We start from the raw sequence: 25,592 nt of genomic DNA, 5'->3' as shown, positions 1-25,592 counted from the left end.
CCTTTTCAGTTCGGCGTTGTCAGCGCTTTTTGCGCAGGTAATGCGGCAAAAACAGGTTCGGAATGCCTTCCTGCACCACATAGAGACATCGTGAAGACCTCATTGTCCTCCTTCACGAATCGTCGTTTCCGGCAAAGCCGGTCAAGGAAAGCCATCTGCGGCGGGAAATTCACCCGCAGCAGGAAATCATTCCGAAACCGGCAAACCGTCTTCCGTAAACGACTACAATATCGGCGCGAAAATCGAAATGGCTTTCGCAAGCCGCAATGCGTTCTTCAAAGAAGAGCGCTCTCAGGCACCCGGCGGGAGGGAGCCGCACCGCTTTAGGCGGTTTGCGGCACCGGGTTTTCGTCGTGATTTACGCTTCGTAGCGACGCAGTACGAGGGAGGCGTTGGTGCCGCCAAACCCGAAGGAGTTCGACAAGGCGACGTTGACCTGCCTCTTGCGCGCCTTGTGCGGCACCAGATCGATCTTCGTCTCCACGTCGGGATTGTCGAGGTTCAGCGTCGGCGGAACGATATTGTCGCGGATCGCAAGCGTGGCGAAAATCGCCTCGATAGCGCCAGCTGCTCCGAGAAGATGGCCGGTGGCCGACTTTGTGGAAGACATGGAAATCTTCGACGCCGCGTCACCAACCAGCCGCTCGACCGCACCAAGCTCGATCGTATCGGCCATGGTGGACGTGCCGTGGGCGTTGATGTAGTCGATATCGTCAGGCGTGAGGCCGGCGCGCTTCAGCGCCATCGCCATGCAGCGATACGCGCCATCGCCATCTTCTGACGGTGCGGTGATGTGATAGGCATCACCGGAAAGGCCGTAACCGACGACTTCGGCATAAATCTTTGCGCCGCGCGCCTTGGCATGTTCCAGCTCTTCCAGAACGACGATACCGGCACCTTCGCCCATGACGAAACCGTCACGGTCGCGGTCATAGGGACGCGATGCCTTCTGCGGATCGTCGTTATGCTGGGTGGAAAGCGCCTTGCAGGCGGCAAAGCCGGCAAGCGCGATGCGGCAGACCGGCGATTCGGCGCCACCTGCGACCATGACCTCGGCATCGCCGAACGCAATCATCCGGGCAGCATCGCCGATGGCATGCGCGCCGGTCGAGCAAGCCGTCACTACGGCGTGGTTCGGACCGCGCAGCTTGTGACGGATTGAGACGTGGCCGGAAACCAGGTTGATCAGACGGCCGGGAATGAAAAATGGAGAAATGCGGCGGGGCCCCTTGTCGCGCAGCGTATAACCCGCCTCGACAATACCTTCCAGACCGCCGATGCCGGAGCCGATCAGAACGCCCGTGGCGATCTGGTCCTCGTCCGTTTCGGGATGCCAGCCGGCGTCCGCAAGCGCCATGTCGGCGGCGGCCACACCGTAAAGGATGAACGGATCGATCTTGCGCTGCTCTTTGAGTTCCATCCAGTCATCGGCATTGAACGTGCCGTTGGAGCCATCGCCGACGGGAATGCGACAGGCAATCTTTGCGGGCAAGTCTTCGACTTCGAACTCAGTCACGAGACGGGCACCGTTCTGGCCGGCAAGCAGCCGTTCCCAGGTGATTTCCGTTCCGCATCCAAGAGGAGATACCATGCCGGTACCGGTGATAACGACACGCCTCATCGCCAACGCTCCGCCCTTATCCAAATCATCGGTCTTTTTGCAACGCCACACACCATGGAATGGCGGGAACAGGCGCTGCACCATTTTGAATGTCCGCATAATCTTCCGCAGGCCGGAGCCGGTTCGGAAACTTATGCATTCGTCAGGACGCACGTCTTTCGGGCGCGTTCTGTTTCACGATAAAATATTGGCCCGGACAAGCCGGGCCAAGACGGGAGGTTGTTACACCTCCCCAATACAGGTCGATCAGGCCTGGGCCTTCTCGATGAACTTGACAGCGTCGCCAACAGTCAGGATCGAGTCAGCTGCGTCGTCTGGGATCTCGACGCCGAATTCTTCTTCGAAAGCCATGACCAGTTCAACGGTATCGAGCGAATCAGCGCCCAGATCGTCAATGAAGCTTGCGCCTTCAACAACTTTGTCGGCGTCGACGCCCAGATGATCAATTACAATTTTCTTTACGCGTTCTGCGATATCGCTCATGTCGGTTTCCTCGACCTTTATTTTGAAGGGAATGCCTTACGGCACCCTGCCCTGTTAGAAGCCCTCATGCGCCGTTCAAATCCGGCACTGCTGGCAAACCCGTTCAACCCGGTCCAAGCTAGACATCGTCGCGCAAAATCGCAACGGCTTCCTGTCTCTCCGGGACGACTGTTCACAGTCTTGGCCCGATTAACACGGTTTCAACCGGTCGAAAAGCCTGAAAACGCGCTAAGCACAACGTATGACAGGCAATTTCGCCGGAAACCGGCATGGAGGGTCTTGCGGCGCCCGACACCAAACAAGGTGCAGAAACAGCGCCGCAATCGTTTCAAGACGCCTTTCAGGTGGCGTCAGATCATCGCCATGCCGCCATTGACGTGCAAGGTCTGGCCGGTCATGTAAGCAGCTTCATTGGAAGCCAGATAAAGTACGGCCGAAGCGACTTCGGCGCCCGTTCCCATGCGCTTCATGGGAATGGCACCCATGATGGCGTCTTTCTGCTTGTCGTTCAGCTTGCCGGTCATCGCGCTTTCGATGAAGCCGGGCGCCACGCAGTTGACGGTGACGTTGCGGGTGGCGATTTCCTGTGCCAGCGACTTCGAAAAACCGATCATGCCGGCCTTGGAGGCGCAGTAGTTCGCCTGACCGGGATTGCCGGTGACGCCGACGATGGAGGTGATGTTGATGATGCGGCCGAAACGGCGGCGCATCATCGGATGCGTCAGTTCACGCGTCAGGCGGAACATCGCGGTCAGGTTCACCTCGATGACGTTGTCCCAGTCCTCGTCGCTCATGCGCACGAACAGGCCGTCCTTGGTAATCCCGGCATTGTTGACAAGAATGTCGACGCCTTCCAGCTCGGCCTCGGCCTTTTCGCCCAGAGCCTTGACCTCGGCACGATCGGCAAGGTTGGCCGGGAAAATCTTGACGCGGTCGCCAAGTTCCGCCGCCAGGGCTTCGAGCTTTTCAACGCGCGTGCCGTGCAGGCCGACGGTTGCGCCCTGGCTGTGCAGAAGGCGGGCGATTTCCTCGCCAATGCCGCCGGTCGCGCCGGTTACGAGAGCCTTGCGGCCTGTCAGATCAAACATGTTCCGTTCCTTCTTTAGAGCAATTCCGCAAAAAGCCTTTTAGCGGAATTGCATCGGGAATTACCGTAAAACAAAAAGCCGATGCGGGGCGAAGCCCGTCTCAGCCGATAAGAGTGGCGAGAAGCTGGTCGATATCGGCAGCGCCGTTGACGGCAACGCCGTTCACCGTCTTGTCGATGCGACGGGCAAGACCCGTCAGCACCTTGCCCGAGCCGATCTCGTAAAGCTGCGTCACATTGTTGGCGGCGAACCATTCCACCGTCTCGCGCCAGCGCACTTGGCCCGTCACCTGCTCGACCAGCAAAGCGGCGATCTCATTGGCGTCGGAAACGGGGGCGGCACGCACATTGGCGATAACAGGCACGACCGGGTTATTCTTTTCGACAGCCGCCAGCGCCTCGCGCATGGCTTCCGCCGCCGGCGCCATCAGCGCGGAATGGAAGGGCGCGGAAACCGGCAGCATGATGGCGCGCTTGGCGCCCTTTTCGGAAGCGATCGCAGCCGCCTTCTCGACAGCCGCCTTACCGCCGGAAATGACCAGCTGGCCGCCGCCATTGTCGTTGGCAATCTGGCAGACGCCGAGAATGGAAGCCTCTTCACAGATTGCCGAAACAGCATCGTGCTCCAGCCCGATGATCGCTGCCATCGCGCCCTCGCCCACCGGCACGGCAGCCTGCATGGCATTGCCGCGGATGCGGAGAAGCCGTGCGGTATCGGCAACCGAGAAGGTGCCGGCAGCACAGAGCGCGGAATATTCACCGAGCGAATGGCCAGCGACATAAGAAACGGCGTCGGAGAGCTTCAGACCCCGCGCTTCCAGAACCCGCATGACCGCCATGGACACCGCCATGAGCGCCGGCTGGGCATTGGCCGTCAGCGTCAGCGTTTCTTCCGGGCCATTCCACATGATGTCGGAAAGCTTCTGGCCGAGCGCGTCATCGACCTCCTGGAACACAGCCCGTGCTTCCGGATAGGTATCGGCGAGTTCCTTGCCCATGCCGATGGCCTGGCTTCCCTGACCGGGAAATGTGAATGCAATACCCATGGGATGTGGTCCTTCTTGTCTGGCCTTGCCTTTATTCTTTTCGACTTCCATTCACATTCCGGCCTGCGGAGTCAAGGCTTGAAGCCCTTCGGCACCCCATCGACGCGGTTTTGCCGATCTATTTTCCCCTTTCTTTTCATCATATTTTTTCTTGCACTGCGGCAATTCCCCATTACTTTCATGCCACCTTTCAAAATATCTGGCCAAGCACCGGGACATTTCCATGAAACAGAGACTATTGGGCCGCACGGGCATTTCCGTGTCCGAAATTTGCCTTGGCACAATGACGTGGGGCACGCAAAACACTGAAGCCGAAGCGCATGCGCAGATGGATTACGCGCTGGAGAACGGCGTCAATTTCTTCGATACGGCCGAGCTTTACCCCACCACCCCCGTTTCCGCCGAAACGCAGGGACGGACGGAAGACTATATCGGCACATGGTTCGAAAAGACCGGCAAGCGTGACCAGGTCGTGCTCGCCACCAAGGTCGCCGGTTCCGGGCGTGACTATATTCGCGGCGGGGCGCGATATCGATGCGAGCGCCATCCGCGAGGCAGTAGATACCAGCCTCACGCGCCTGAAAACGGATTACATCGACCTCTATCAGATCCACTGGCCGAACCGTGGCACCTATCACTTCCGCGGCGCCTGGAGCTTTGATGCTTCCGGTCAGGAAAAGGAGCGCACGCTTGCCGAGATAACCGAAAAGCTCGACACGCTCGGCGAGCTGGTAAAGGCCGGCAAGATCCGCGCTATCGGCCTTTCCAACGAAAGCGCCTGGGGTACACAGAAATATATCGATATTGCCGAGGCCCGTGGCCTGCCGCGCGTCGCAACCATCCAGAACGAATATAACCTGCTTTATCGCAGCTTCGATCTCGACATGGCGGAAGTCGCCCATCACGAAGATGTCGGCCTGCTGGCCTACTCGCCGCTGGCGGCGGGGCTGCTCACCGGCAAGTATCAGAACGGCGCACGCCCTGCGGGCTCGCGCGGCACCATCAACAAGGACCTCGGCGGTCGCCTGCAGCCGCATCAGGAAGCGCCGGTCAAGGCCTATCTTGAGCTAGCCGCACAACACGGCATCGATCCGGCACAGCTCGCCATCGCCTTCTGCCTGACACGCCCCTTCATGGCCTCCGCCATCATCGGCGCAACGACCATGGAGCAGCTGAAGGTGGATATCGCAGCAGCCGATGTCGCCTTGTCCGACGACGTCCTGAAAGGCATCGCGGCGATCCATCGGCAGTATCCGATGCCGATCTGACGACAGCGCAGCGCGCTTTTTCGCCTCCGGTCCTTGCATTCCGGGCAAAAATGGATATAAGCGCGCTGTTCACAACACCCGGTCCAATTGGCTGGTGGCTGAACGGAGGGCTGGTTTCGGTAACGAAACAGCAGGAACCATAAGGTTTTTCCGGCCTCCCGTGTCTCCGCTCTCGACCGTCTCGAACAACGCTTTTCTTGCTTTAAGGCTTCGCAGCCTAACCAGGAGCAGTCGTTGAGGCTTAGCGCCGTTGCCGGGTGAAGGACGAAACGCAAGAAAGGCAAAGCTTAAATGGCTCTTTACGAACACATCTTCCTTGCCCGGCAGGATATTTCTGCCCAGCAGGTCGACGCACTTGTCGAGCAGTACAAGGGCGTTATCGAATCGTTCGGCGGTAAAGTCGGACGCGTCGAGAACTGGGGTCTGAAGTCCCTCACCTACCGCATCAAGAAGAACCGCAAGGCTCACTACGCTCTCATGGACATCGACGCTCCGGCGCCTGCGATCCACGAAATCGAGCGCCAGATGCGCATCAACGAAGACGTTCTTCGCTACATGACCATCGCCGTCGAAGCCCACGAAGAAGGCCCGTCCGCGATGATGCAGAAGCGCGACCGTGACGACCGTCCGCGCCGCGATGGCGACCGTCCGGATCGTGGCCCGCGTGAAGATCGTGGTCCCCGCGCACCGCGCGAAGGTGGCTTCGGCGACCGCGAAGACCGTCCGCGCCGTCCGCGCGAAGACCGTGCATAAGGAGAATTGACCAATGGCTGATACATCCTCTTCCCAGGCACGCCGCCCGTTCCACCGCCGTCGCAAGACGTGCCCCTTCTCCGGCGCAAACGCTCCGAAGATCGACTACAAGGACGTTCGTCTCCTGCAGCGCTACATTTCCGAGCGCGGCAAGATCGTTCCTTCCCGCATCACGGCCGTTTCCCAGAAGAAGCAGCGCGAACTCGCCCAGGCGATCAAGCGCGCCCGTTTCCTCGGCCTGCTGCCTTACGTCGTAGCGTAATGATTTGAAACGAGGCCGCGCTTTGGCGCGGCCTCGTCTTCCACGATGCAACTGACTTTTAATCAGTAGGTTGCGAGTTCAAATCCTTCCGCGTTGGGCGCGGATCGATACCATAAAACCCATGTTGGGGACGACGATCCTGATTGGACCGGTCCTCTAACTGCTCAAGTTTCCAGCAGGACAGCGAAGTGCAAAAGTTGAACCAGACAGTGCTGATCACCGGCGTTCTCGCCGGCATATGCGCCGCGTTTCTAACGCTTGGCGCAACGGCACAGTCGTCCTTTTCCTTCCTGCTTTACGCCGGTTCCGCCATGCCCATCTTCATCGCCGGCATGGGCTGGGGCAATCGCGCAGCCGTCGTTGCGATCATCACCACGGCTATCATCGGCGCGCTCGTCATATCGCCGCTTTTCTCGCTGACCATTGCGATCTTCACGCTGATCCCGGCGGGCTGGCTTTCGCATCTTGCCAATCTGGCGCGCCCGGCCTCGGAACTCGGCGGCCCGGATGACCTGCTTGCCTGGTATCCGCTGTCCGGCATCGTCCTGCATCTCTGCCTTCTGGTTTCGGTTGCCGTCGTCATTCTCGGCTGGATGATCGGTTACGGTCCCGATCTCGTCGCGCGCATGGTCGATCTGATGATGACCTCCGTGCAGAGCCGCGAACCGCTGTTCGAACCCAATGTCGAGGCACTGGCGCAGACGAAGTCGCTGCTGGTTCTGATGCTGCCGATCGTTCAGAGGCGGCCTGTGGGTCATCCTTTTGTTTGCTGCCTATTATTTCGCGGCCCGGCTGGTCGGTTCCTTCGGCAAGGGTCTTCGCCCACGCGAGGACATTCCTTCCGCACTGCGCATGCACCGCAACGCCATCTTCGTTTTTCTCTGTGGCATCGTCGCCATGTTCTTCGGGGGCGTCGCCGCGATGGTCGGCGCAGTCGTCTGCGGCACCTTCGGTGCGGGCTTCCTGATGGCGGGTTACGCCTCGCTGCACAAACGCGCGCGTGGAAAGGACTGGCGTCTGCCGGTTCTCATCCTCGCCTATCTCTCGGCGGTCTTTGTCTTCCCGCTGCTTATCATTCTCGTTTTGGGATTGAGCGACGTGCGCAGCACGATCTCCCTCACCCCAACGCGGAAAACTGACAATACGAACGAAACCAACACATAGAAAGGATCAAGAAGATGGACGTTATTCTTCTCGAACGCATCAACAAGCTCGGCCAGATGGGCGAAACCGTAAAGGTTCGCGACGGTTACGCACGTAACTTCCTGCTGCCGCAGGGCAAGGCGCTGCGCGCCAACGCCGCCAACAAGACCCGTTTCGAAACCGAGCGCGCAACGCTTGAAGCCCGTAACCTGGAGCGCAAGTCGGAAGCCCAGAAGGTTGCCGAAGCACTCGAAGGCAAGTCCTTCATCGTCGTTCGCTCGGCTGGCGAAACCGGTCAGCTTTACGGTTCTGTTGCTGCTCGCGACGTCGTTGAAATCCTCGGCGCCGAAGGCTTCAACATCGGCCGCAACCAGGTTGAACTGAACACGCCGATCAAGACCATCGGCCTGCACAACGTTACCCTGCACCTGCACGCCGAAGTCGAGCTTCAGGTCGAGCTGAACGTTGCCCGTTCTGCCGAAGAAGCCGAGCGTCAGTCCAAGGGCGAAAGCCTCACCTCCGCCGACGCCATCTACGGCGTTGACGAAGACGCCCTGCGTCCGGAAGACTTCTTCGATCCGGAAGCTGACGGCAACGACGACGACGAATAAGATTTGGCCTTGTGGTCATAAGGAAAACCCCGGATGGCGACATCCGGGGTTTTTTTGGTTTTGTGACTGGAGTGTGCGGAGAGGTTACCCCCCCCTCTGCCCTGCCGGGCATCTCCCCCACAAGGAGGGAGATCAGCAGGGCGATCCCACATCGCTAATAGCCGCAACGTTGAGGTTGTCGAGCGCAAGCCACAATTCGATCTCCACCCTTGTGGGGGAGATGTCCGGGAGGACAGAGGGGGCGCCTCTCGGCATACTCCAATAGCCAGACTACCTCGCCGCCGTCTCCGCCCCCTCAGGCGCCACGCTCTTGTCCACATGCACGACCACCGACATGCCCGGCGACAGATCCGCTGCCAGCGGCTGATCGGCGTCGATTGCGATACGCACGCCGAGACGCTGGGCGATCTTCACGAAATTGCCGGTGGCATTGTCGGGCTTGATGACAGCGAATTCCGATCCCGTTGCGGGCGAGAACCGCTCGACGCGGCCGTTGAGCTTGCGGCGATGCAGGGCATCCACCGAGATCGTCACCGGCTGGCCGACCTGCATGCCCGCGAGCTGGGTTTCCTTGAAATTGGCGATGACCCAGACATCATGCGGCACAACCGCCATCAACTGCGTTCCGGCCGTCACATACTGACCGGTGCGCACGCCGATTTCGCCGAGCCTGCCGTCCACCGGCGCGTGAATTTCGGTATTGTCGAGATCGATCCTGGCGAGTTCGACCGCAGCCTCGGCATTGGCGACAGCGGCCTGCAGGGAACTGCGGTTAACGATGATCGTCTGCAAATCCTGCCGCGAGACCTCAAGTGCCGCTTTCGCCTGCGAGAGCGATGCCCTCGCCTTTTCAAGCGCAGCATGCGCCTCTTCCTGCAGGCTGGAGGTGCCGGCACCGCTTTTGATGAGGTTGTCCTGACGGTCTGATGCCAGTTGCGCCTGTTTCAGAGATGCCTGCGCGCTATCGACAGCCGCCTCGCTGGAACGGATATTGGCGTTGGCGGCGTTTTCCTGCTGGCGGGAATTGTCCAATGCCGCCTTTTGCGTATCCAGCGCGGCTCCCGCCTGCGCCTGCTTCTGGCGGTAGATGCGGTCGTCTATCTTCGCCAGCAACGTGCCCTGTTTGACCTCCTGATAGTCCTTCACCGGCACATCCACGACATAACCGCTCACCTGCGGGCTCATCGTCGTCACGTAACCACGCACGAAGGCGTTGTCGGTCATTTCGACGGTGGAAAGGAATGGCGGCAGGCGCCATGCATAGAGCACCAGCGCGACGCCGGCGAGGCCACCGAGCAGAACGAGAATGGAAACGGGGGTAAAAATCTTCTTCAGCATATTATCACTCTTGGAGGTTCAAGACTGTGGCGCCGGCGCGGCATCGACATTGTCCCGGAAAAAGCGGGGACGGATGCGCAGCCATGCAAGGTGGAGCAAAAGCGCCATGAGCGCCAGCGCCGCAACGGTGGAAATCAACAGGAACGTATCGTTATAGGCGAGCACATAGGCTTCCTTGGTAACCTGCTGGCCAAGGAGGGAAAGCCCCTCGGCCTTCAGCAGCGCCGGATCGGTGATGACGTGGCTGTAGGCGCCGGAAAGTTGCGACACGCGCTGGGCGACCAATGGGTTGGTGAGCAGGATATTTTCCACCAGAATATTGGAATGGAATTTTTCGCGCAGCGTCACGAAACTGCCGAGCAGCCCGGTCATCAACATCGATCCGGTGATCTGGGTGAACAGGAAGATGGTGATGAAATTCACCAGATAGGGCGCTCCGCGCGCAAGTGCGGCAGCGAACCCCTTTGCCATAACGGGCGGCAGGAACATGGCCGCACCGAAGGCGATCATCATCTGGCTCAGATACATCTGCGCTGGCCGCGTCAGATTGTTGGACTGGCTGTCCAGAAAAGCGCCGGCCGCAATCAGGGTAAGCGCAATCACATGAGCGGTATCGACATATTTCGTCAGCATCAGCCAAGCACAGGCCGCACCGCCGAGAACCGTCGCCAAAAGCACCAGAGCATAAAGCGTGATCGTCTGGTCGTTCAAAAGGCCAAGCTGCTGGTAGAAACTCACCGCCGTCGAGGATTGCTCGGAGGAAACTGCACGGTAGATGAGAAGGACCGCTATGACATGCAGGTTGGTTTTCGAAAAAATCCAGCGCAGGTCAAGCAGCGGGTTCTTGCGCGGCAACTCGATGACGACCATCAGCGTGAGAAGCGTGATCGACGTGGCCAGAAGCACGCCCAGCCACCATGTTTCGAACCACCAGTAAAACCGGCCAAGCGTGAGCATGACCGCAAGACAGCCAAGGCCACCCGCAAACAGAAGGTAGCTCAGAATATCCGTGCGCTCGATGACTTTCGCCCGCGGCGGCGGCGTGACTTTCAACAGGTAGATCAAGGCGAGCGAGATCAGCGCGAAGCCCATTTCCATCGTGTAGAGGGCATTCCAGCCGCCGATTTGCAGCAAGGAAGGCGAGACGATGCGCGCGAGCGGTGCAGACAGCAAGGTTCCGGTGAGCGCGATGCTGAAGCCCAGCGAGAATTTCCGTGCCGGCGGAAAGGCCTCCAGAATGTAGAGAAAGCCGAGCGAAGAAAGAGGTGCCGCCGCCATGCCGCTGAGGAAGCGGATGACGATCGCCGAATGCAAATCTGTCACGAACAGGTTGAGGCATGAGGCGACGACGAAGACGATGATCGAAAGTTCGGCAAAGGGCCGCAGGCCATATTGCGTTCGCACCTTGAACAGCGCGATGGAAAACGTGGCATAGGGGGCCATATAGGCGGCGGAAAGCCAGGCGACCTCGGCCACCGTGGCGGAAAATTCGCCCTGCAACTGGTATAGATTGGCCATGACGAGGTTCATGCCCAATCCTTGGGTGATGAAGAACGCCAGGCCCGCGAAGATGAAACACAGCCGCAGCCACACTGGCCGCTCCACCGGTTGCGGCGCGGCGGCCGCAGCAGCAGATTCCGGCGCGCCCGCCGGCTTTACCGTCACGTCGGCATTTTCAGAGGCGGTCTCATCTGCCGTTTGCGGCACCACGGTACTCACGATTGCGCCCTCCCGCTTGCCAGATTTTGCAGATTGGCCGAAAGCCTGCGCATGACATCCAGCGCCATCGCCAGATCCTGCGAGGAAACATCGGCGGCGATTTCAGAACGGAGCGATTTTGCCACCGCCTGCACCGTTTCGGAGGTTTTCTCGCCCTCCTCCGTCATGTGGATGCGTTTGGCACGGCGGTCGGTTTCGTCGGAGCGGCGCTCGATGAGGTTCTGTTTCTCCATGCCGTCAAGCACGCGCACCAGCGTCGGCGTTTCGATTTCCATTTCCTCGGCAAGCTCCGTCTGGGTCAGCGGCCCACGTCGCGACAGCGCGAAAAGCGCACGCGCACGCGCCAGAGTCAGGCCGCTTTCCCCTACCCGCGCGTCAAAAAATGCGCGCAGCTTGCGGGTGAAGGCGGACACCTCGTCCAGAAGCTGTTCCTTGTCGGTTTCGCGGGACATGTCAGCAAGCCTTATAATTAGCACACTACTTATTTTCTGCCTATTTATTTGGAAGCCTGCCGATTTTCAAGTTTCTTTCACGTCGGGTCTGCCATGCGATAAACTCATGGCAGCGAATCACGTTGCCGGGAATTTCCCGCACCTTGTCCCCACCCGCCTGTGGATTGCTGGGGACAACTGAAGATGTGATCCAGCTTCGCAGACAGGACGTCAGGCTGCCATAGAGTGTTGCAACAATATCATTGACTGCCATGGCCAAGGAAGCCAAACCCGAAGTGTAGTGGCAAGGCAAAGGGAGATCGTGCAAACCATGAACGACGCTGTGAGAAAGATCACCCCCGCGCAACCGGCGGAACCGCATTACCGCGAGGCGCCGAACAATATCGAGGCCGAACAGGCGCTGCTGGGCGCCATCCTCGTTAACAACGACGCCTATTACCGCGTGTCGGACTTCTTGAAGCCCGTGCATCTTTACGAACCGCTGCACCGCAAGATTTTCGAAGTGGCGGGCGACATCATCCGCATGGGCAAGACCGCAAATCCGGTAACCATCAAGACCTTCCTGCCCGCAGACGATAAGGTCGGCGACCTGACGGTGGCGCAATATCTGGCGCGTCTGGCGGCAGAAGCCGTTTCGATCATCAATGCGGAAGATTACGGCCGGGCGATTTACGATCTGGCGCTGCGCCGCGCGCTGATCCAGATCGGCGAGGATGTCGTCAACATCGCCTATGATGCGCCGCTGGACATGCCGCCGCAGGCGCAGATCGAAGACACCGAGCGCCGCCTGTTCGAACTGGCGGAAACCGGCCGCTACGATGGCGGCTTCCAGTCGTTCAACGATGCGGTGGCGCTGGCGATCGACATGGCGGGCGCCGCCTTCGAGCGTGACGGCAATCTTTCCGGCATTTCCACCGGCATCCACTCGCTCGACGCCCGCATGGGCGGCCTGCAGCGTTCCGACCTTATCGTACTTGCCGGTCGTCCGGGTATGGGCAAGACCTCGCTTGCCACCAACATCGCCTATAACATCGCCGCGACCTACGATCAGGAAGTACAGCCTGATGGTTCGTTCAAGGCGAAAAACGGCGGCGTCGTCGGCTTCTACTCGCTCGAAATGTCGTCCGAACAGCTGGCAACCCGTATCATTTCAGAGCAGACGGAAGTGTCTTCCTCGAAAATCCGCCGCGGTGACATTACCGAGGCCGATTTCGAGAAGCTCGTCGCCTGCTCCCAGATGATGCAGAAGGTGCCGCTTTACATCGACCAGACCGGTGGTATCTCCATCGCCCAGCTTTCCGCCCGTGCACGTCGACTGAAGCGCCAGCGTGGTCTTGACGTCCTGGTGGTCGACTATATTCAGCTGATGACCGGCGCCGGCAAAAGCGGTGAGAACCGCGTGCAGGAAATCACCCAGATCACCACGGGCCTTAAGGCGCTCGGCAAGGAACTCAATGTTCCCATCATCGCGCTTTCACAGCTCTCCCGTGCGGTGGAAAGCCGTGAAGACAAGCGCCCGCAGCTTTCCGACCTGCGTGAATCGGGCTCGATCGAGCAGGACGCCGACGTGGTGCTGTTCGTGTTCCGTGAAGAGTATTACGTCAAGAACATGGAGCCGCGCGATATTTCCGATCCGAAATATGCCGAGTGGGAGGCCCTGTTCGACAAGGTGAAAGGCACCGCGGACGTCATCATCGCCAAGCAGCGTCACGGACCCACCGGCACGGTGAAACTCGCCTTCCAGTCCGAATTCACCCGCTTCGCGGATCTGGCCGACCCGAGCTTCAGCCAGTACGAAGAGCATTGACCGCGCTGTCGCGCGACCGCGCCAGCAATCGCTGATAAATTACGCCCCATCTGTTTCAGGATGAGGCTGAATCTTTTCAGGGGTTTGGGGCTGTAATTTCAGAATGCGACTCATTGATTATTACGCTCGGCAACGCGATGACCTGATCGCCGGCGCGGATGCTGCTCTGGCGATGGGTGATGGCGATGATGGTAATATCGCTGTCGACCCGTCTTAGCTGATCCATGATTTCGCGCTCCGTTTCCTCGTCCAGCGCCGAGCTAGCCTCATCGAGGAGCAGAATGGATGGTTCGCCATAAAGCGCGCGGGCAATCGCCACCCGCTGGCGCTCGCCGCCGGAGAGTTTCAGCCCCCTTTCGCCGACGACGGTATCGAACCCTTCCGGCATTGCCTGAATCCGGTCGAGTATGGCGGCGCGCTCTGCGGAGCGGCGCAGCCTTTCCTCGTCTAGCACCCGCCCGAGCACGATATTGCTGCGCAGTGTATCGTTTAGCAATTGCACTTCCTGCGGAACGATACCAGCGGCGGCAAACCAGTCCTCCCGGTCGATTGCAGTCAGATCGATTCCGTCGATGGTGATGCGGCCGGATTGCGGCGCCATGGTTTTCTGCAGTAGCCGGAAAAGTGTGGATTTGCCGGAACCGGTTTCGCCGATGATGAAGGTCAGGCGTCCTGGCGCCGCCGTGAAAGAAACTCCTTCAACGCCGCGACCGTTTTCATAACGAAAACCCACATGATCGAATTCAATCTCTTTACCCGATAGCCGTAGGCGGTTGACATGCGGCGGCTCTTCCTCTTCCGGCGCACTCCACATGCGGGCATAGGGCGCGAAATGGGCGAAGGACCGAATCGCCTCGCTGATCGACTGTCCGATCAGTTCGAAAGGCATGTTGAGTTGCAGCAGCAGCGTGTTGAACAGAACGATATCGCCTATCGACAAGTCTCCCGCCTCATAACGCGGCAAAAGGAGATAGAAGCCAATGATCATCTGTGCCGTGAGTGCAAGCGAGATGGTGAAGACGAAACCGATCCGGCGCAGTGAATAAACCCGCCAGTTACGGTAGATCACTCCCGCATTGTCCGCAAACCGGCGCTTCATCCAGGCCGTGCTGCCCGTATGCCGCAAAGGCTCGATCATGCCGATGGCGTTTCCTACAAAACCGGCATTTTCCTGCCCGGCTTCGATGGCCTTTTCGAGAAAAGGCGAAGTCAGACGGTTCGAGGCGAGCGTAAGCGAGATGAAGGCCGCCCCATAGAGAATGACGATGGCGACCAGATCCACACTGAGGATCGCTCCCAATAAAAGGGTGCTGAACAGAAACGTGGCAATTCCGGGCACGAAATAAATAAGGCCGATCTGCATGATCATCGAGGCGGCCGAAGCACCGCGTGTCTGCGCAGACTGAATTTCCGCGGGATTATGATCGTTGAAGAACGAGGGATGTTTGTGAACGATACGCTCGAAGAAGCGGGTCGTCGCAACATATTCCAGCCGCTCCGAATGAATGACCGACATATATTGCGTGGAGCGCTGAATGCCGGTCGCCAGTGCCGTAAGGGCCGCATAAAGCGAAAATCCAAGCATCCATTGCAGCGGTGCGTCTGGCATATCGTCGATCAGGCGGGAAAACACGAGAGGGCCGACGGTGGTAAGAAGCGACCCGAGCAGGATCGTCAGCAGCAGAAAGATGATCGACGGCCATGACGTCTTCAGATCTTCGGCATAGATGCGGGAAAGCGGTCCGAATGCAACTTCGCGATTGCCCGTCATCACTCTCTCCCGCCCGCGCTGCCTGACAGATGTTACGCGCATTGGATAGCGGCTCGACACTCCCTTCTCAACCCAGTCTCAGGGAGGTTGATTTATATTTAATATGACGCACAAAAGAGATTGGCGGGGGATCGGGCTTTTAGCGATCGGGGCAAGCAGAATCTTTTCAGAACTTTGGCGGGATTGCCTCACAATCCGATTCCGCGCAAAAGCGCCACGGTGACGACGCCGAGCGTTGCGGCTGGGAGCAGGCTGAGGCGGAGCGCCGCGACTGCCGTCACCGCGCAGGCGATTGTTTCCGCCATTCCGCTTGAGAATGCCGTTGGCGTCACCACAGCCATCAAGACGGCAGGCGGAACCACGCCGAGCGCTTTTTTCAGACGCGGCGTCAGGGTGAAATGGTTGACCAGCAGCAGACCCCCAAGACGCGTAGCAACGGTGGCCGCCATCATGGCGAGGATCGCCAGCAGGGTGTTCGTATCAAGCGTCATGCAGGCTGCTCCGCCTCGTCCTCGCAGCCGAAGGCTGCGACGGAAAGCCCCGCAAGCGCACCGGCGGCTATGTACCAGGCGCCTGGGACCAGCGCGTGCGTGACAAAGGCGGCGGCAGCGCTTGCCAGCAGCACCAGGCCCGTTTCCCTGCCCTTCCAGAACCCCATCAGCAGCACGATGAACACGGCCGGAAAAGCGAAGTCCAGACCGATGACCGTCATGTCGCCCATCACCGAGCCTAAAAGCGCGCCCGTGAGCGTGGCGATGTTCCAGACGAGGTAGATTGGCAGCGCAGCGCCGGTGAAAAATGCGGCCGTCAGCCTGCCGGCAACTGCCCTGAATTCCGATAGCGCCCAGGATTCGTCCGTCAGCACCAGCATGGCCGCATATTTTCGCCAGCCGGTAAAATCATCGAGCTTGCCAGCGATGGAAGCGCTCATCAGCACATGGCGAAGATTGACCAGCAGCGCGGCAAAACCGAGCGCGCTCCAGCTTGCCGGATGGGTCCACAGATCCAGGGCGACGAATTGCGAGCCACCTGCAAAGACGAGAATCGACATCAGCGAGGCTTCCAGCGGCGACAATCCCTTGCCGACCGCGACTGCACCGAACACGGCGCCGATCGGCACCATGGCGACCAGCAGGGGTGCCGCAGCTCTCAGGCCTGCGCCAAGCTCTGCACGTTTTTCCAGTACGGACATTGCATTCTCCTTTTCAGAGAGATGCGATTACGCCTGCAAGTTTTTCCAGTCTTGAATGAAAGTGACGTTGCGCTTCGGAATGGCCACCAAAATCACGCTGTCCGGAATTGTCCCGGCGTGACACCGGTGCGCGCCTTGAAATGCCGCGTAAAATGCGCCTGATCGGCAAAACCGCACAGCGCAGCCACCTCGGCCGGCATTTCGCCGGAACGCAGAAGACGGCGCGCGCGCCTTATGCGCACATCCGTCAGATAGGCATGCGGGGTGATGTGGAACTCCTTGCGGAAGGCCCGGATGAGATGCGCGCGGCTGAGACCAGCGATGGACGCCAATTCCTCAAGGCCGATATCGGTCTCGTAATTATCGGAGAGATAGTCGCGGGCGGTATGGACCGCCGTCTTCTCGCGGGTTTCAACGGCCAGGATAATGGCGCTGCCATGCCTGCCGAACAGTGCCGCCAGAACCGAGAACATCCCCTCGTCTGCCTCAAGAGCGCCGGACTTGGCCTCCAGCCTGCGATGCGCCATCTGAAAAGCAGCGGCCATCTGCGGATCACGCGGCAGAAACCTTGGAAAGGACGGCATTCCGTGGAAAGCTCTGCCCGTCACATCCTCGATAATATCACGCAGCAGCGCTGCGTCGGGATAGATCATCCGATAACGATAACCGCCGCCACCCGGCGCACCATCGTGAATCTCGTCCGGATTGATGAGATAGAGATGCCCCGGCCCGGTCTGTTCCCTGGTGCCCTGAATGGTGGAAATCTGCGAGCCGCTTTCGATCGCGCCGATCGAGAAGGTATCATGCGCGTGCGGCGAATATTCATGTGTCAGGAACGTCGCGCTCAGACATTCCATGCCGCCAAAACGCGGGTCGCGCCAGAAACGCGTCGTTTCCGCCGCTGCAACCGGCATGACGTCTATGGCCTGTTCCTGCGAAACATTGTGCATAGAACGACTTTAAACCAATCGGTCATTACCGTCTTGAACAAAAGTGCTAGGGTCCGAACCGGTTCCAAATCAACCGGACGCATGGCATGACAGACGACTTCGAAGACACATTTTCCGAACACGAAACCGACGCTTTCGAACATGCGCCGCTGAGGCTGACCGTCGATCTCGGCGCGCTTGCCGACAATTGGCGCGACATGAAAAAGCGGTCCGGCAAGGCGCGGACGGCGGCTGTCGTGAAAGCAGATGCCTACGGGCTCGGTATCGAGGATTGCGGCGCGACGCTCTACCATGCCGGCGCACGCGACTTCTTCGTGGCAACGGTGTCCGAAGGTGCGACCTTGCGATCCTATGCACCGGAAGCGCGCATCTTCGTGCTGTCAGGCATCTGGCAGGGCCAGGAGCGTCAGGTCTTCGACAATGATCTCGTGCCGGTTCTGGCCTCGGAGGAACAGCTCTCCTTCTGGATGGCGACAGTTGCCGAACGCGGCGAACACCCCTGCGCGCTGCATGTGGATACCGGCTTCAACCGGCTTGGCCTGCCGCTGGACGACGCGCTGTTTCTGGCAGACGACGTGACCCGGCCTGCGAGTTTCGATCCGGTTCTGGTGCTCTCCCACCTCGCCTGCGCCGACACGCCGTCTTCGCCCATGAATAAGGTCCAGCTCGAATCATTCCGCAAGGTTAGCGCCGCTTTCGAAGGAATCGAATCAAGCCTTTCCGCCTCTGCCGGGATCTTTCTGGGACCGGATTATCATTTCGATCTCACCCGCCCCGGCATTGCCCTTTACGGCGGCGAGGCAATCAACGATGTGGCAAACCCGATGCGGCCCGTCGCAAGGGCCGAAGCGCGGATCATCCAGATTCGCGAGGCCGGCGAAGGCCAGACAGTCAGCTATGGCGGCACCTATTTGCTGAAACGGGCGAGCCGCCTTGCCATCGCTTCCGTTGGTTACGCGGACGGATACCAGCGGTCGCTTTCCGGTTCCGGCATTCCATTGCGCGAAATGGGCCATGGCGGTGCTTACGGCGTAGTCAACGGCCACAAGGCGCCGGTCGCCGGTCGTGTAACCATGGATCTCACTATTTTCGATATCACGGACATACCGGCAAACGCTGTCCGCACCGGCGATTATATCGAGCTTTTCGGCCCGAAAGTGCCGCTCGATGAGGTGGCGCGCGCCGCCGGCACCATCGGTTACGAAATGCTGACGGGGCTTGGTTTGCGCTACGAGCGGCAATATCTAATGGCTGACGACTGAACCACGTCTTTAGCTCTTGGAAAGCGGAAGCGACCTGTGCTAAAAGAGAACAAAAGGAGATCGAAATGCCCGAAATCCATTTGAGCGAACAGGACGAAAAGTTCATCGAAGAGCAGGTGGCTGCGGGTGTCTATAGCGATGCGGACGCCGTTATTCATGCGAGCCTGCAATTACTGAGCAGCGATGAAAGAAAAAGAGTCGCGCTTAAATTGCTGATACAGGGCATTGACGACGCTGAAGCAGGCCGGGTTCACCGCTATGCCTCACAAGACGTCTTCCTGAGCGATATCAAACGCGTTTCCGTGCAGCAAAAAACGGGGACCGGTCATTAAAATCCGGACCCCAATCTGGACCACGCGGGCAAGGCGCGATCTTGCCGAAGACCATGGGCCGGGCTTCGCAGTATTGCCTATCGTGGGCGCGTCATCTTCTTTCGTGTTGACGAGGCCGATCTAACCGTTCTGCGCTTGCTGCACGGCCACCAGGACAATTCCGCCAAAGATTTCAAACAAGAAGAAAACTGACATAGATGGCCAAAGCCAAGACCCAATTCGTGTGCCAGAACTGCGGCACGGTTCATACCCGCTGGGCGGGAAAATGCGAAGGCTGCGGCGAATGGAATACCATCGTCGAAGAAGACCCGATGGGCGGCATCGGTTCCGGCCCCGGCAAGACGCCGAAAAAAGGCCGGGCGGTCGCGCTTACGGCGCTTTCGGGCGAGATCGAGGAGGCGCCGCGCATTCCGACCGGCATCAGCGAACTGGACCGGGCAACCGGTGGCGGTTTCGTGCGCGGTTCGGCGGTGTTGATCGGCGGCGATCCCGGCATCGGCAAATCGACCCTGCTGATGCAGGCGGCAGCTGCCCTTTCACGGCGCGGACATCGCGTCATCTATGTTTCTGGCGAAGAAGCGGTAGCGCAGGTGCGTCTGCGCGCCCAGCGGCTGGGTGCGGCGGAAACCGACGTGCTGCTGGCGGCAGAAACGAATGTCGAGGATATTCTGGCGACGATTTCCGAGGGCAAGCGCCCCGATCTCGTCATCATCGATTCCATCCAGACGCTATGGAGCGACACGGCCGATTCCGCTCCCGGCACGGTAACGCAGGTGCGCACCGGCGTGCAGGCAATGATCCGTTACGCCAAGCAGACGGGCGCGACCATGGTGCTGGTGGGCCATGTGACCAAGGAAGGCCAGATCGCTGGTCCCCGCGTGGTGGAGCACATGGTCGACGCCGTGCTTTATTTCGAAGGCGACCGCGGCCACCATTACCGCATTCTGCGCACCGTCAAGAACCGCTTCGGGCCGACGGACGAGATCGGCGTGTTTGAAATGTCCGATCGCGGATTGCGCGAGGTCTCAAACCCGTCCGAACTGTTCCTTGGCGAGCGCAATGAGAAATCTCCCGGTGCCGCAGTCTTTGCCGGCATGGAGGGCACCCGTCCCATTCTGGTCGAGGTGCAGGCGCTGGTCGCGGCCACCTCGCTCGGCACGCCGCGCCGCGCCGTGGTCGGCTGGGACAGTTCGCGGCTCGCCATGATCCTTGCCGTGCTTGAAGCCCATTGCGGCGTGAAGCTCGGTCAGCACGACGTTTATCTGAACGTCGCCGGCGGATACCGCATTTCCGAACCGGCTGCGGATATGGCGATAGCTTCTGCGCTGGTTTCCTCGCTTGCCGGTCTTGCCCTGCCTGCCGATTGCGTCTATTTCGGCGAGATCAGCCTGTCGGGCGCGGTACGGCCCGTCTCGCATACGGGCCAGCGTTTGAAAGAAGCTGAAAAACTCGGTTTCTCCGCCGCACTTCTGCCGTCTGCTTCGGCTGAATTGCCGAAAGCGGGCAAGGGGCGCTGGACGGAAATAGAAAGCCTGCCGGACCTCGTGGCGCGCATCGCCGGTTCCGGCAACCGGTTCAAACAGGTTGAGGACGACTAAGATTGATCCTTTCGCCAAGGGAAACAGTGGTGTAAGAGGATCGCACAATTGGCAAGGCAGCGCCTGACAGGGCGTCGCACCTCCGGAGTTGGTATATGCCCATTACAATTTTCGACGGCATCGTCATCGCCGTTGTTCTTTTCTCCGCCATTCTCGCGATGGTGCGCGGTTTTTCCCGCGAGATTCTGTCCATCGCGAGCTGGGCCGGTTCGGTCGCCGCCGCCTATTATCTTTTCCCGATCCTGCTGCCCTATGCACGCAACTATACCGATGACGACAAGATCGCCATCGCCGGTTCGGCAGGCGTCGTCTTCCTCATCTCCCTCGTCGTCATTTCCTTCATCACCTCGCGCATTGCCGATTTCATCATCGACAGCCGCATCGGTGCGCTGGATCGCACGCTGGGTTTCCTGTTCGGCGCAGCGCGCGGCATTCTCTTGCTGGTCGTCGCGGTTGCCTTCTGGAACTGGCTGGTGGATGTGAAGACGCAGCCGCAATGGGTAACCCAGGCCAAGTCCAAGCCTTTCCTCGACGGGCTGGTGGGCAAGCTGGAAGCGGTTCTGCCCGACGATATCGAGCCGCAGATCCGCGCCCGTATCCTCGGAAAACCGCAGGAACCGGCAGCCGCGCAGACGCCTGCGGAAGATGTACCGGCGACAAATCCGCCGGCAACGAATAATTGACACAGTGTCGCGCCTTGCAATGCATGCAAGGCGCGCTATTTGTGCTAAATATCAAGCACGACACAGACTGGCCGACCGGGAGACAAGCTCACCGGAAAGGTCTTTCGTTTTTCTCGGTAGAGAGCAAGGGCAAGCCGGATGATTGAGCCGCTTTCGCATTCCACTTTCAATGAAGAGATCGACGGCGACACGCTGCACGAAGAGTGCGGCGTGTTCGGCATTCTCGGCCACGCCGATGCCTCCGCCCTGACTGCACTGGGCCTGCATGCGCTTCAGCATCGCGGCCAGGAGGCAGCAGGCATCGTCTCCTTCGATGGCAAGCGCTTCCATCAGGAACGCCATATGGGCCTCGTCGGCGATCATTATACCGATCCTGCAACCCTTGCCCGCCTGCCCGGCTCCATCGCGATTGGCCATACCCGCTACTCCACGACAGGCGAAGTGGCGATGCGCAACGTGCAGCCACTGTTTGCCGAGCTGGAAGAAGGCGGCATTTCGATTGCCCATAACGGCAATTTCACCAATGGCCTGACGCTTCGCCGACAGATCATAGCCACCGGCGCCATCTGTCAGTCGACATCGGATACCGAAGTCGTGCTGCACCTCATCGCCCGTTCGCGTCACAGCTCCACTGCCGACCGTTTCATCGACGCCATCCGCCAGATGGAAGGCGGCTATTCGATGCTGGCGATGACCCGCACCAAGCTGATCGCAGCCCGCGACCCGATCGGCATCCGCCCGCTCGTCATGGGTGAGCTGGACGGCAAGCCGATCTTCTGCTCGGAGACCTGCGCTCTCGATATCATCGGCGCGAAATTCGTGCGTGACGTCGAAAACGGCGAAGTCATCATCTGCGAAATTCAGCCTGATGGTTCGATCACCATCGATGCGCGCAAGCCTTCGAAGCCGCAGCCGGAACGTCTCTGCCTGTTCGAATATGTTTATTTCGCCCGCCCCGATTCCGTCGTCGGCGGCCGCAACGTCTATACGACGCGCAAGAACATGGGCATGAACCTTGCCAAGGAAGCGCCGCTGGAAGCTGACGTTGTCGTTCCGGTTCCCGATGGCGGCACGCCGGCAGCGCTCGGTTTTGCGCAGGAAAGCGGTATTCCGTTCGAATATGGAATCATCCGCAACCACTATGTCGGCCGTACCTTCATCGAGCCGACGCAGCAGATTCGCGCTTTTGGCGTCAAGCTCAAGCACTCCGCCAACCGGGCGATGATTGAAGGCAAGCGCGTGGTGTTGGTGGATGATTCGATCGTGCGCGGCACGACTTCATTGAAGATCGTGCAGATGATCCGCGAAGCGGGCGCGAAAGAAGTGCATATCCGCGTTGCCAGCCCGATGATTTTCCATCCGGATTTCTACGGCATCGACACGCCTGATGCCGACAAGCTGCTCGCCAACCAATATGCCGATGTGGACGCCATGGCGAAATTCATTGGCGCCGATTCGCTTGCCTTCCTGTCGATCGACGGTCTTTACCGCGCCGTCGGTGGCGAGAACCGCAACAATGCGCGTCCGCAATTCACGGACCATTATTTCACCGGCGACTACCCTACCCGCCTTCTCGACCAGAACGGCGAGGCGATGGGCAGCAAGATTTCCGTGCTGGCCAGCAACGGCTGATAATCTTGAAATAACAAGCGGCCACCGGCTTCCGGTGGCCGCTTTTTTGTGGCGGGCGATTGAAACCGTGCCCGCTGCGGCGTTTTGATCGCTTGCGGTTGGCGTCAGGGGCTTCATAAAACAAGCGGAATGAATTTCGGAGGGGGCAAAATGACCATCAATCTCAAGGGCAGGATCGCGCTCGTCACCGGCGCGTCGCGCGGTATCGGCTATTTCACGGCGCTGGAACTTGCCAAGGCCGGTGCGCATGTCATTGCCTGCGCCCGCACGGTCGGCGGCCTCGAGGATCTGGACGACGCCATCAAGGCCGTCGGCGGTACCGCGACGCTGGTTCCCTTCGATCTCGCCGACATGAACGCCATCGATGCGCTGGGCGCCAATATCTTCGAGCGCTGGGGCAAGCTCGATATTCTGGTCGCGAATGCCGGTGTTCTCGGCGTCATCTCGCCGGTCGGCCATATCGAGGCGAAAGTCTTCGAAAAGGTCATGACCATCAATGTCACCGCTACATGGCGGCTGATCCGCTCGGTCGAACCGTTGCTCCTGCGATCGGATGCGGGGCGCGCGTTGATCCTGTCTTCCGGTGCTGCCCATAGCTGTCGTCCCTTCTGGGGCGTCTATTCCACCTCCAAGGCCGCCGTTGAGGCACTTGCCCGGACCTGGGCTGCGGAAACCGATAAAACAGCGCTGCGCATCAACAGCATCAATCCCGGCGCGACACGCACCGCCATGCGCGCCCAGGCCATGCCCGGTGAAGACCCCGCAGACGTGCCACACCCTTCTGAAGTTGCCGCCGCCATTGTTCAACTCGCCTCGCCTGAGCTTACCGAAACCGGCAAGCTCTTCGTGGTGCGTGAAGGCAAATTCCTGGATTACCGCCAGCCGGAATAGGCTTTTGGTCAAGGCGGTCTCTTAAGGTGCTTCTGGCGCCTCAGAGAAACGCTTGACCGCGAAACACCGGCACGCCATAAGGCAAGGCATGAAAACAACGATCTGCACCTGCTGCTGAATAATTTTTGCTGGTTCACCACCGGCCAGATCGTTTTCGTCTCCCCGCAAGGTCCAACAGACAAACGGTCCGGCCAGGACAATTGACTGCCTTTAGGGAACGCCCGCATGTCCTTGCGCCTGAAACTCCACAACACCCTGACACGCGAAAAGACGGAATTTGCGCCGATCGACGCCGACAATGTGCGCATGTATGTCTGCGGACCAACGGTTTACGATTTCGCCCATATCGGCAATGCGCGCCCGGTCATCGTTTTCGATGTTCTTTACCGGCTGCTGCGCCACGTCTATGGCGAAAGCCATGTGACCTACGCCCGCAACATCACCGATCTCGACGACAAGATCAACGCAAGGGCGCTGCGCGACTATCCGCATCTGCCGCTGAATGACGCCATCCACGCGGTGACGAAAAAGACCGCCGACCAATTCCATGAGGATGTGGCAGCACTTGGCTGCCTGCAGCCGACCGTTGAACCGCGCGCCACCGACTACATCGCCGAGATGATCGACATCATCGAGAAGCTGATCGCACGCGGCCATGCCTATGCGGCGGGCGGCGAAGTGCTGTTCGACACCCGCTCGATGGCCGATTACGGCCAGCTGTCCAAACGCCCGCTGGACGAACAGCAGGCGGGCGCACGCGTGGCGGTGGAAGCCCACAAGAAGACCCCCGGCGATTTCGTGCTGTGGAAACTTTCCTCTGATAATGAGCCCGGCTGGGAAAGCCCTTGGGGCCGCGGCCGTCCGGGCTGGCACATCGAATGCTCGGCCATGGCCGGTCGCTACCTCGGCGAAGTGTTCGACATTCACGGCGGCGGGCTCGATCTCATCTTCCCACATCACGAGAACGAAATCGCGCAATCCCGCTGCGCCCATGGGACGCAGGTGATGGCCAATGTGTGGATGCATAACGGCTTCGTGCAGGTGGAAGGCCGCAAGATGTCGAAGTCCGAGGGCAACTTCGTGACCATCTATGAATTGCTGCACACCGAAAAATTCGGCGGCCGCCAATGGCCGGGCGAGGTTCTTCGCCTTGCCATGCTGATGACGCATTACCGCGAGCCAATCGATTTTTCGGTGAAGCGTCTCGAAGAGGCCGAACGTCTTCTCGCCAAGTGGCCGGCGGCCGAAGCCTCCGACGCGGCACCGGATGAAACCGTGCTTGATGCGCTTGCCGACGACCTGAACACGGTTGCCGCCGTGCAGGCGCTTCACGCGCTGGCACATGCCGCCAACACCGATCCTGCCCGCCTGCCCGCCTTTGCGGCCAGCGCCGCCCTGCTCGGCGTATTGCCGAAGAAAGCGGAAGTGGACGAGGCCATCGTTTCAGCCGTCGATGCTCTGGTGCAACTGCGCCTTGAAATGCTGAAGGCGAAGAACTTTGCAGAGGCGGATCGTTTGCGCGACGAGCTTTCCGAGAAGGGCATTCAGTTGAAGGATGGCAAGGATAAGAAAACCGGGGAACGGACGACGACCTGGGAGTTGAAGCGGTAATTTGCTGCTGCGGCTTGGGACTTACCCCCCTCTGCCCTGCCGGGCATCTCCCCCTCAAGGGGGGAGATCAGCCGGAAGCA

Annotated in this window: 23 protein-coding genes and 2 pseudogenes; 13 read left to right on the top strand and 12 right to left on the bottom strand. The window is 59.7% G+C overall.

Annotated elements, in window-relative coordinates:
• Positions 1-358: 358 nt before the first annotated feature.
• The 4 genes from fabF to fabD form a co-directional block, all read right to left on the bottom strand.
• Positions 359-1,621, bottom strand: coding sequence for a beta-ketoacyl-ACP synthase II (gene fabF / locus QE432_RS18300; protein ID WP_065661575.1), 1,263 nt, complete (start codon positions 1,619-1,621; stop codon positions 359-361).
• A 246-nt stretch (positions 1,622-1,867) separates the two neighbouring features.
• Positions 1,868-2,104: an acyl carrier protein gene (locus QE432_RS18295; RefSeq protein WP_003502080.1), complete on the bottom strand. Its 237-nt coding sequence runs from the start codon at positions 2,102-2,104 to the stop codon at positions 1,868-1,870.
• Positions 2,105-2,454: 350 nt separating this feature from the next.
• Positions 2,455-3,192: a 3-oxoacyl-[acyl-carrier-protein] reductase gene (gene fabG, locus QE432_RS18290; RefSeq protein WP_003512379.1), complete on the bottom strand. Its 738-nt coding sequence runs from the start codon at positions 3,190-3,192 to the stop codon at positions 2,455-2,457.
• A gap of 100 nt (positions 3,193-3,292) precedes the next feature.
• The gene (gene fabD, locus QE432_RS18285) at positions 3,293-4,237 is read right to left on the bottom strand and encodes an ACP S-malonyltransferase (protein WP_111789458.1); all 945 of its coding nucleotides are present in this window, start codon (positions 4,235-4,237) and stop codon (positions 3,293-3,295) included.
• A gap of 223 nt (positions 4,238-4,460) precedes the next feature.
• Here fabD and QE432_RS18280 point away from each other — a divergent pair.
• The 5 genes and pseudogenes from QE432_RS18280 to rplI all read left to right on the top strand — a co-directional run bounded on the left by QE432_RS18280 (position 4,461) and on the right by rplI (position 8,274).
• Positions 4,461-5,505 (top strand): annotated as a pseudogene (locus QE432_RS18280) (aldo/keto reductase).
• A 291-nt stretch (positions 5,506-5,796) separates the two neighbouring features.
• On the top strand, positions 5,797-6,258 hold the full coding sequence (rpsF, locus tag QE432_RS18275; protein WP_003512373.1) for a 30S ribosomal protein S6: 462 nt from the start codon (positions 5,797-5,799) through the stop codon (positions 6,256-6,258).
• Between the two features lie 13 nt (positions 6,259-6,271).
• Positions 6,272-6,520 carry a 30S ribosomal protein S18 gene (gene rpsR, locus QE432_RS18270; protein WP_003496832.1) on the top strand — a complete coding sequence of 83 codons (249 nt, stop codon included), beginning with the start codon at positions 6,272-6,274 and terminating at the stop codon, positions 6,518-6,520.
• 188 nt (positions 6,521-6,708) lie between these two features.
• A pseudogene (locus QE432_RS18265) lies at positions 6,709-7,684 on the top strand (DUF2232 domain-containing protein).
• 14 nt (positions 7,685-7,698) lie between these two features.
• A complete protein-coding gene (rplI, locus tag QE432_RS18260; protein WP_003512362.1) occupies positions 7,699-8,274 on the top strand; it encodes a 50S ribosomal protein L9 in 576 nt (191 codons plus the stop codon).
• Between the two features lie 270 nt (positions 8,275-8,544).
• Here the strand turns inward: rplI and QE432_RS18255 are convergent, their stop codons facing one another.
• From QE432_RS18255 to QE432_RS18240, 4 genes are read right to left on the bottom strand one after another with little or no spacing between them, the layout of a single operon-like run.
• Positions 8,545-9,612, bottom strand: coding sequence for an HlyD family secretion protein (locus QE432_RS18255; protein ID WP_003512361.1), 1,068 nt, complete (start codon positions 9,610-9,612; stop codon positions 8,545-8,547).
• Positions 9,613-9,630: 18 nt separating this feature from the next.
• Entirely contained in the window at positions 9,631-11,331 is a 1,701-nt protein-coding gene (locus QE432_RS18250) for an MFS transporter (protein WP_162632957.1), read from the bottom strand.
• Complete coding sequence (locus QE432_RS18245) at positions 11,328-11,783, bottom strand: MarR family winged helix-turn-helix transcriptional regulator (RefSeq protein ID WP_003512359.1); 456 nt, start codon at positions 11,781-11,783, stop codon at positions 11,328-11,330. The genes QE432_RS18250 and QE432_RS18245 overlap by 4 nt, the downstream gene beginning before the upstream one ends.
• 40 nt (positions 11,784-11,823) lie before the next feature.
• Positions 11,824-12,036, bottom strand: a complete 213-nt coding sequence (locus QE432_RS18240; RefSeq protein WP_127966030.1) for a hypothetical protein — start codon at positions 12,034-12,036, stop codon at positions 11,824-11,826.
• Positions 12,037-12,093: 57 nt separating this feature from the next.
• On the opposite strand from QE432_RS18240, the gene QE432_RS18235 reads away from it, so the two are divergent.
• Positions 12,094-13,590, top strand: a complete 1,497-nt coding sequence (locus QE432_RS18235; RefSeq protein ID WP_003512358.1) for a replicative DNA helicase — start codon at positions 12,094-12,096, stop codon at positions 13,588-13,590.
• Between the two features lie 76 nt (positions 13,591-13,666).
• Here the strand turns inward: QE432_RS18235 and QE432_RS18230 are convergent, their stop codons facing one another.
• The 4 genes from QE432_RS18230 to QE432_RS18215 all read right to left on the bottom strand — a co-directional run bounded on the left by QE432_RS18230 (position 13,667) and on the right by QE432_RS18215 (position 17,503).
• Complete coding sequence (locus QE432_RS18230) at positions 13,667-15,361, bottom strand: ABC transporter ATP-binding protein (RefSeq protein WP_306625205.1); 1,695 nt, start codon at positions 15,359-15,361, stop codon at positions 13,667-13,669.
• A 188-nt stretch (positions 15,362-15,549) separates the two neighbouring features.
• A complete protein-coding gene (locus QE432_RS18225; RefSeq protein WP_003512357.1) occupies positions 15,550-15,852 on the bottom strand; it encodes an AzlD family protein in 303 nt (100 codons plus the stop codon).
• Positions 15,849-16,553, bottom strand: coding sequence for an AzlC family ABC transporter permease (locus QE432_RS18220; RefSeq protein ID WP_112154966.1), 705 nt, complete (start codon positions 16,551-16,553; stop codon positions 15,849-15,851). The genes QE432_RS18225 and QE432_RS18220 overlap by 4 nt, the downstream gene beginning before the upstream one ends.
• A gap of 92 nt (positions 16,554-16,645) precedes the next feature.
• Complete coding sequence (locus QE432_RS18215) at positions 16,646-17,503, bottom strand: AraC family transcriptional regulator (protein ID WP_306625202.1); 858 nt, start codon at positions 17,501-17,503, stop codon at positions 16,646-16,648.
• Positions 17,504-17,589: 86 nt separating this feature from the next.
• On the opposite strand from QE432_RS18215, the gene alr reads away from it, so the two are divergent.
• From alr to cysS, 7 genes are all read left to right on the top strand, one after another.
• On the top strand, positions 17,590-18,765 hold the full coding sequence (gene alr / locus QE432_RS18210; protein WP_112154967.1) for an alanine racemase: 1,176 nt from the start codon (positions 17,590-17,592) through the stop codon (positions 18,763-18,765).
• A gap of 65 nt (positions 18,766-18,830) precedes the next feature.
• Entirely contained in the window at positions 18,831-19,097 is a 267-nt protein-coding gene (locus tag QE432_RS18205; protein WP_065704800.1) for a type II toxin-antitoxin system ParD family antitoxin, read from the top strand.
• A gap of 197 nt (positions 19,098-19,294) precedes the next feature.
• Positions 19,295-20,695, top strand: coding sequence for a DNA repair protein RadA (radA, locus tag QE432_RS18200; protein WP_003512347.1), 1,401 nt, complete (start codon positions 19,295-19,297; stop codon positions 20,693-20,695).
• A 95-nt stretch (positions 20,696-20,790) separates the two neighbouring features.
• Positions 20,791-21,378: a CvpA family protein gene (locus QE432_RS18195; protein ID WP_003512345.1), complete on the top strand. Its 588-nt coding sequence runs from the start codon at positions 20,791-20,793 to the stop codon at positions 21,376-21,378.
• Positions 21,379-21,516: 138 nt separating this feature from the next.
• On the top strand, positions 21,517-23,010 hold the full coding sequence (gene purF, locus QE432_RS18190) for an amidophosphoribosyltransferase (RefSeq protein ID WP_003512343.1): 1,494 nt from the start codon (positions 21,517-21,519) through the stop codon (positions 23,008-23,010).
• A gap of 150 nt (positions 23,011-23,160) precedes the next feature.
• Positions 23,161-23,901: an SDR family NAD(P)-dependent oxidoreductase gene (locus QE432_RS18185; protein WP_003512341.1), complete on the top strand. Its 741-nt coding sequence runs from the start codon at positions 23,161-23,163 to the stop codon at positions 23,899-23,901.
• A gap of 225 nt (positions 23,902-24,126) precedes the next feature.
• Positions 24,127-25,512, top strand: a complete 1,386-nt coding sequence (gene cysS / locus QE432_RS18180; RefSeq protein ID WP_306625199.1) for a cysteine--tRNA ligase — start codon at positions 24,127-24,129, stop codon at positions 25,510-25,512.
• Positions 25,513-25,592 lie beyond the last annotated feature (80 nt).

Origin of the sequence: Agrobacterium sp. SORGH_AS_0745 (assembly GCF_030818995.1) — a bacterium.
GTDB classification, from domain to species: Bacteria; Pseudomonadota; Alphaproteobacteria; order Rhizobiales; family Rhizobiaceae; genus Agrobacterium; species Agrobacterium tumefaciens.
Note: the sequence above shows the minus strand (reverse complement) of the source record. Positions and strands in the feature narration are given on the sequence as shown.

Excerpts from the sequence above, each read along its gene's own strand:
- rpsR (WP_003496832.1), top strand. The coding sequence starts at position 6,272 with ATGGCTGATACATCCTCTTCCCAGGCACGCCGCCCGTTCCACCGCCGT.
- QE432_RS18205 (WP_065704800.1), top strand. The coding sequence starts at position 18,831 with ATGCCCGAAATCCATTTGAGCGAACAGGACGAAAAGTTCATCGAAGAG.
- fabG (WP_003512379.1), bottom strand. The coding sequence starts at position 3,192 with ATGTTTGATCTGACAGGCCGCAAGGCTCTCGTAACCGGCGCGACCGGC.
- fabF (WP_065661575.1), bottom strand. The coding sequence starts at position 1,621 with ATGAGGCGTGTCGTTATCACCGGTACCGGCATGGTATCTCCTCTTGGA.
- cysS (WP_306625199.1), top strand. The coding sequence starts at position 24,127 with ATGTCCTTGCGCCTGAAACTCCACAACACCCTGACACGCGAAAAGACG.
- QE432_RS18230 (WP_306625205.1), bottom strand. The coding sequence starts at position 15,361 with ATGACGGGCAATCGCGAAGTTGCATTCGGACCGCTTTCCCGCATCTAT.
- QE432_RS18185 (WP_003512341.1), top strand. The coding sequence starts at position 23,161 with ATGACCATCAATCTCAAGGGCAGGATCGCGCTCGTCACCGGCGCGTCG.
- fabD (WP_111789458.1), bottom strand. The coding sequence starts at position 4,237 with ATGGGTATTGCATTCACATTTCCCGGTCAGGGAAGCCAGGCCATCGGC.
- QE432_RS18245 (WP_003512359.1), bottom strand. The coding sequence starts at position 11,783 with ATGTCCCGCGAAACCGACAAGGAACAGCTTCTGGACGAGGTGTCCGCC.
- QE432_RS18225 (WP_003512357.1), bottom strand. The coding sequence starts at position 15,852 with ATGACGCTTGATACGAACACCCTGCTGGCGATCCTCGCCATGATGGCG.
- QE432_RS18295 (WP_003502080.1), bottom strand. The coding sequence starts at position 2,104 with ATGAGCGATATCGCAGAACGCGTAAAGAAAATTGTAATTGATCATCTG.
- QE432_RS18215 (WP_306625202.1), bottom strand. The coding sequence starts at position 17,503 with ATGCACAATGTTTCGCAGGAACAGGCCATAGACGTCATGCCGGTTGCA.
- QE432_RS18240 (WP_127966030.1), bottom strand. The coding sequence starts at position 12,036 with ATGGCAGTCAATGATATTGTTGCAACACTCTATGGCAGCCTGACGTCC.
- radA (WP_003512347.1), top strand. The coding sequence starts at position 19,295 with ATGGCCAAAGCCAAGACCCAATTCGTGTGCCAGAACTGCGGCACGGTT.
- QE432_RS18220 (WP_112154966.1), bottom strand. The coding sequence starts at position 16,553 with ATGTCCGTACTGGAAAAACGTGCAGAGCTTGGCGCAGGCCTGAGAGCT.
- rplI (WP_003512362.1), top strand. The coding sequence starts at position 7,699 with ATGGACGTTATTCTTCTCGAACGCATCAACAAGCTCGGCCAGATGGGC.
- QE432_RS18235 (WP_003512358.1), top strand. The coding sequence starts at position 12,094 with ATGAACGACGCTGTGAGAAAGATCACCCCCGCGCAACCGGCGGAACCG.
- purF (WP_003512343.1), top strand. The coding sequence starts at position 21,517 with ATGATTGAGCCGCTTTCGCATTCCACTTTCAATGAAGAGATCGACGGC.
- QE432_RS18255 (WP_003512361.1), bottom strand. The coding sequence starts at position 9,612 with ATGCTGAAGAAGATTTTTACCCCCGTTTCCATTCTCGTTCTGCTCGGT.
- QE432_RS18195 (WP_003512345.1), top strand. The coding sequence starts at position 20,791 with ATGCCCATTACAATTTTCGACGGCATCGTCATCGCCGTTGTTCTTTTC.
- alr (WP_112154967.1), top strand. The coding sequence starts at position 17,590 with ATGACAGACGACTTCGAAGACACATTTTCCGAACACGAAACCGACGCT.
- rpsF (WP_003512373.1), top strand. The coding sequence starts at position 5,797 with ATGGCTCTTTACGAACACATCTTCCTTGCCCGGCAGGATATTTCTGCC.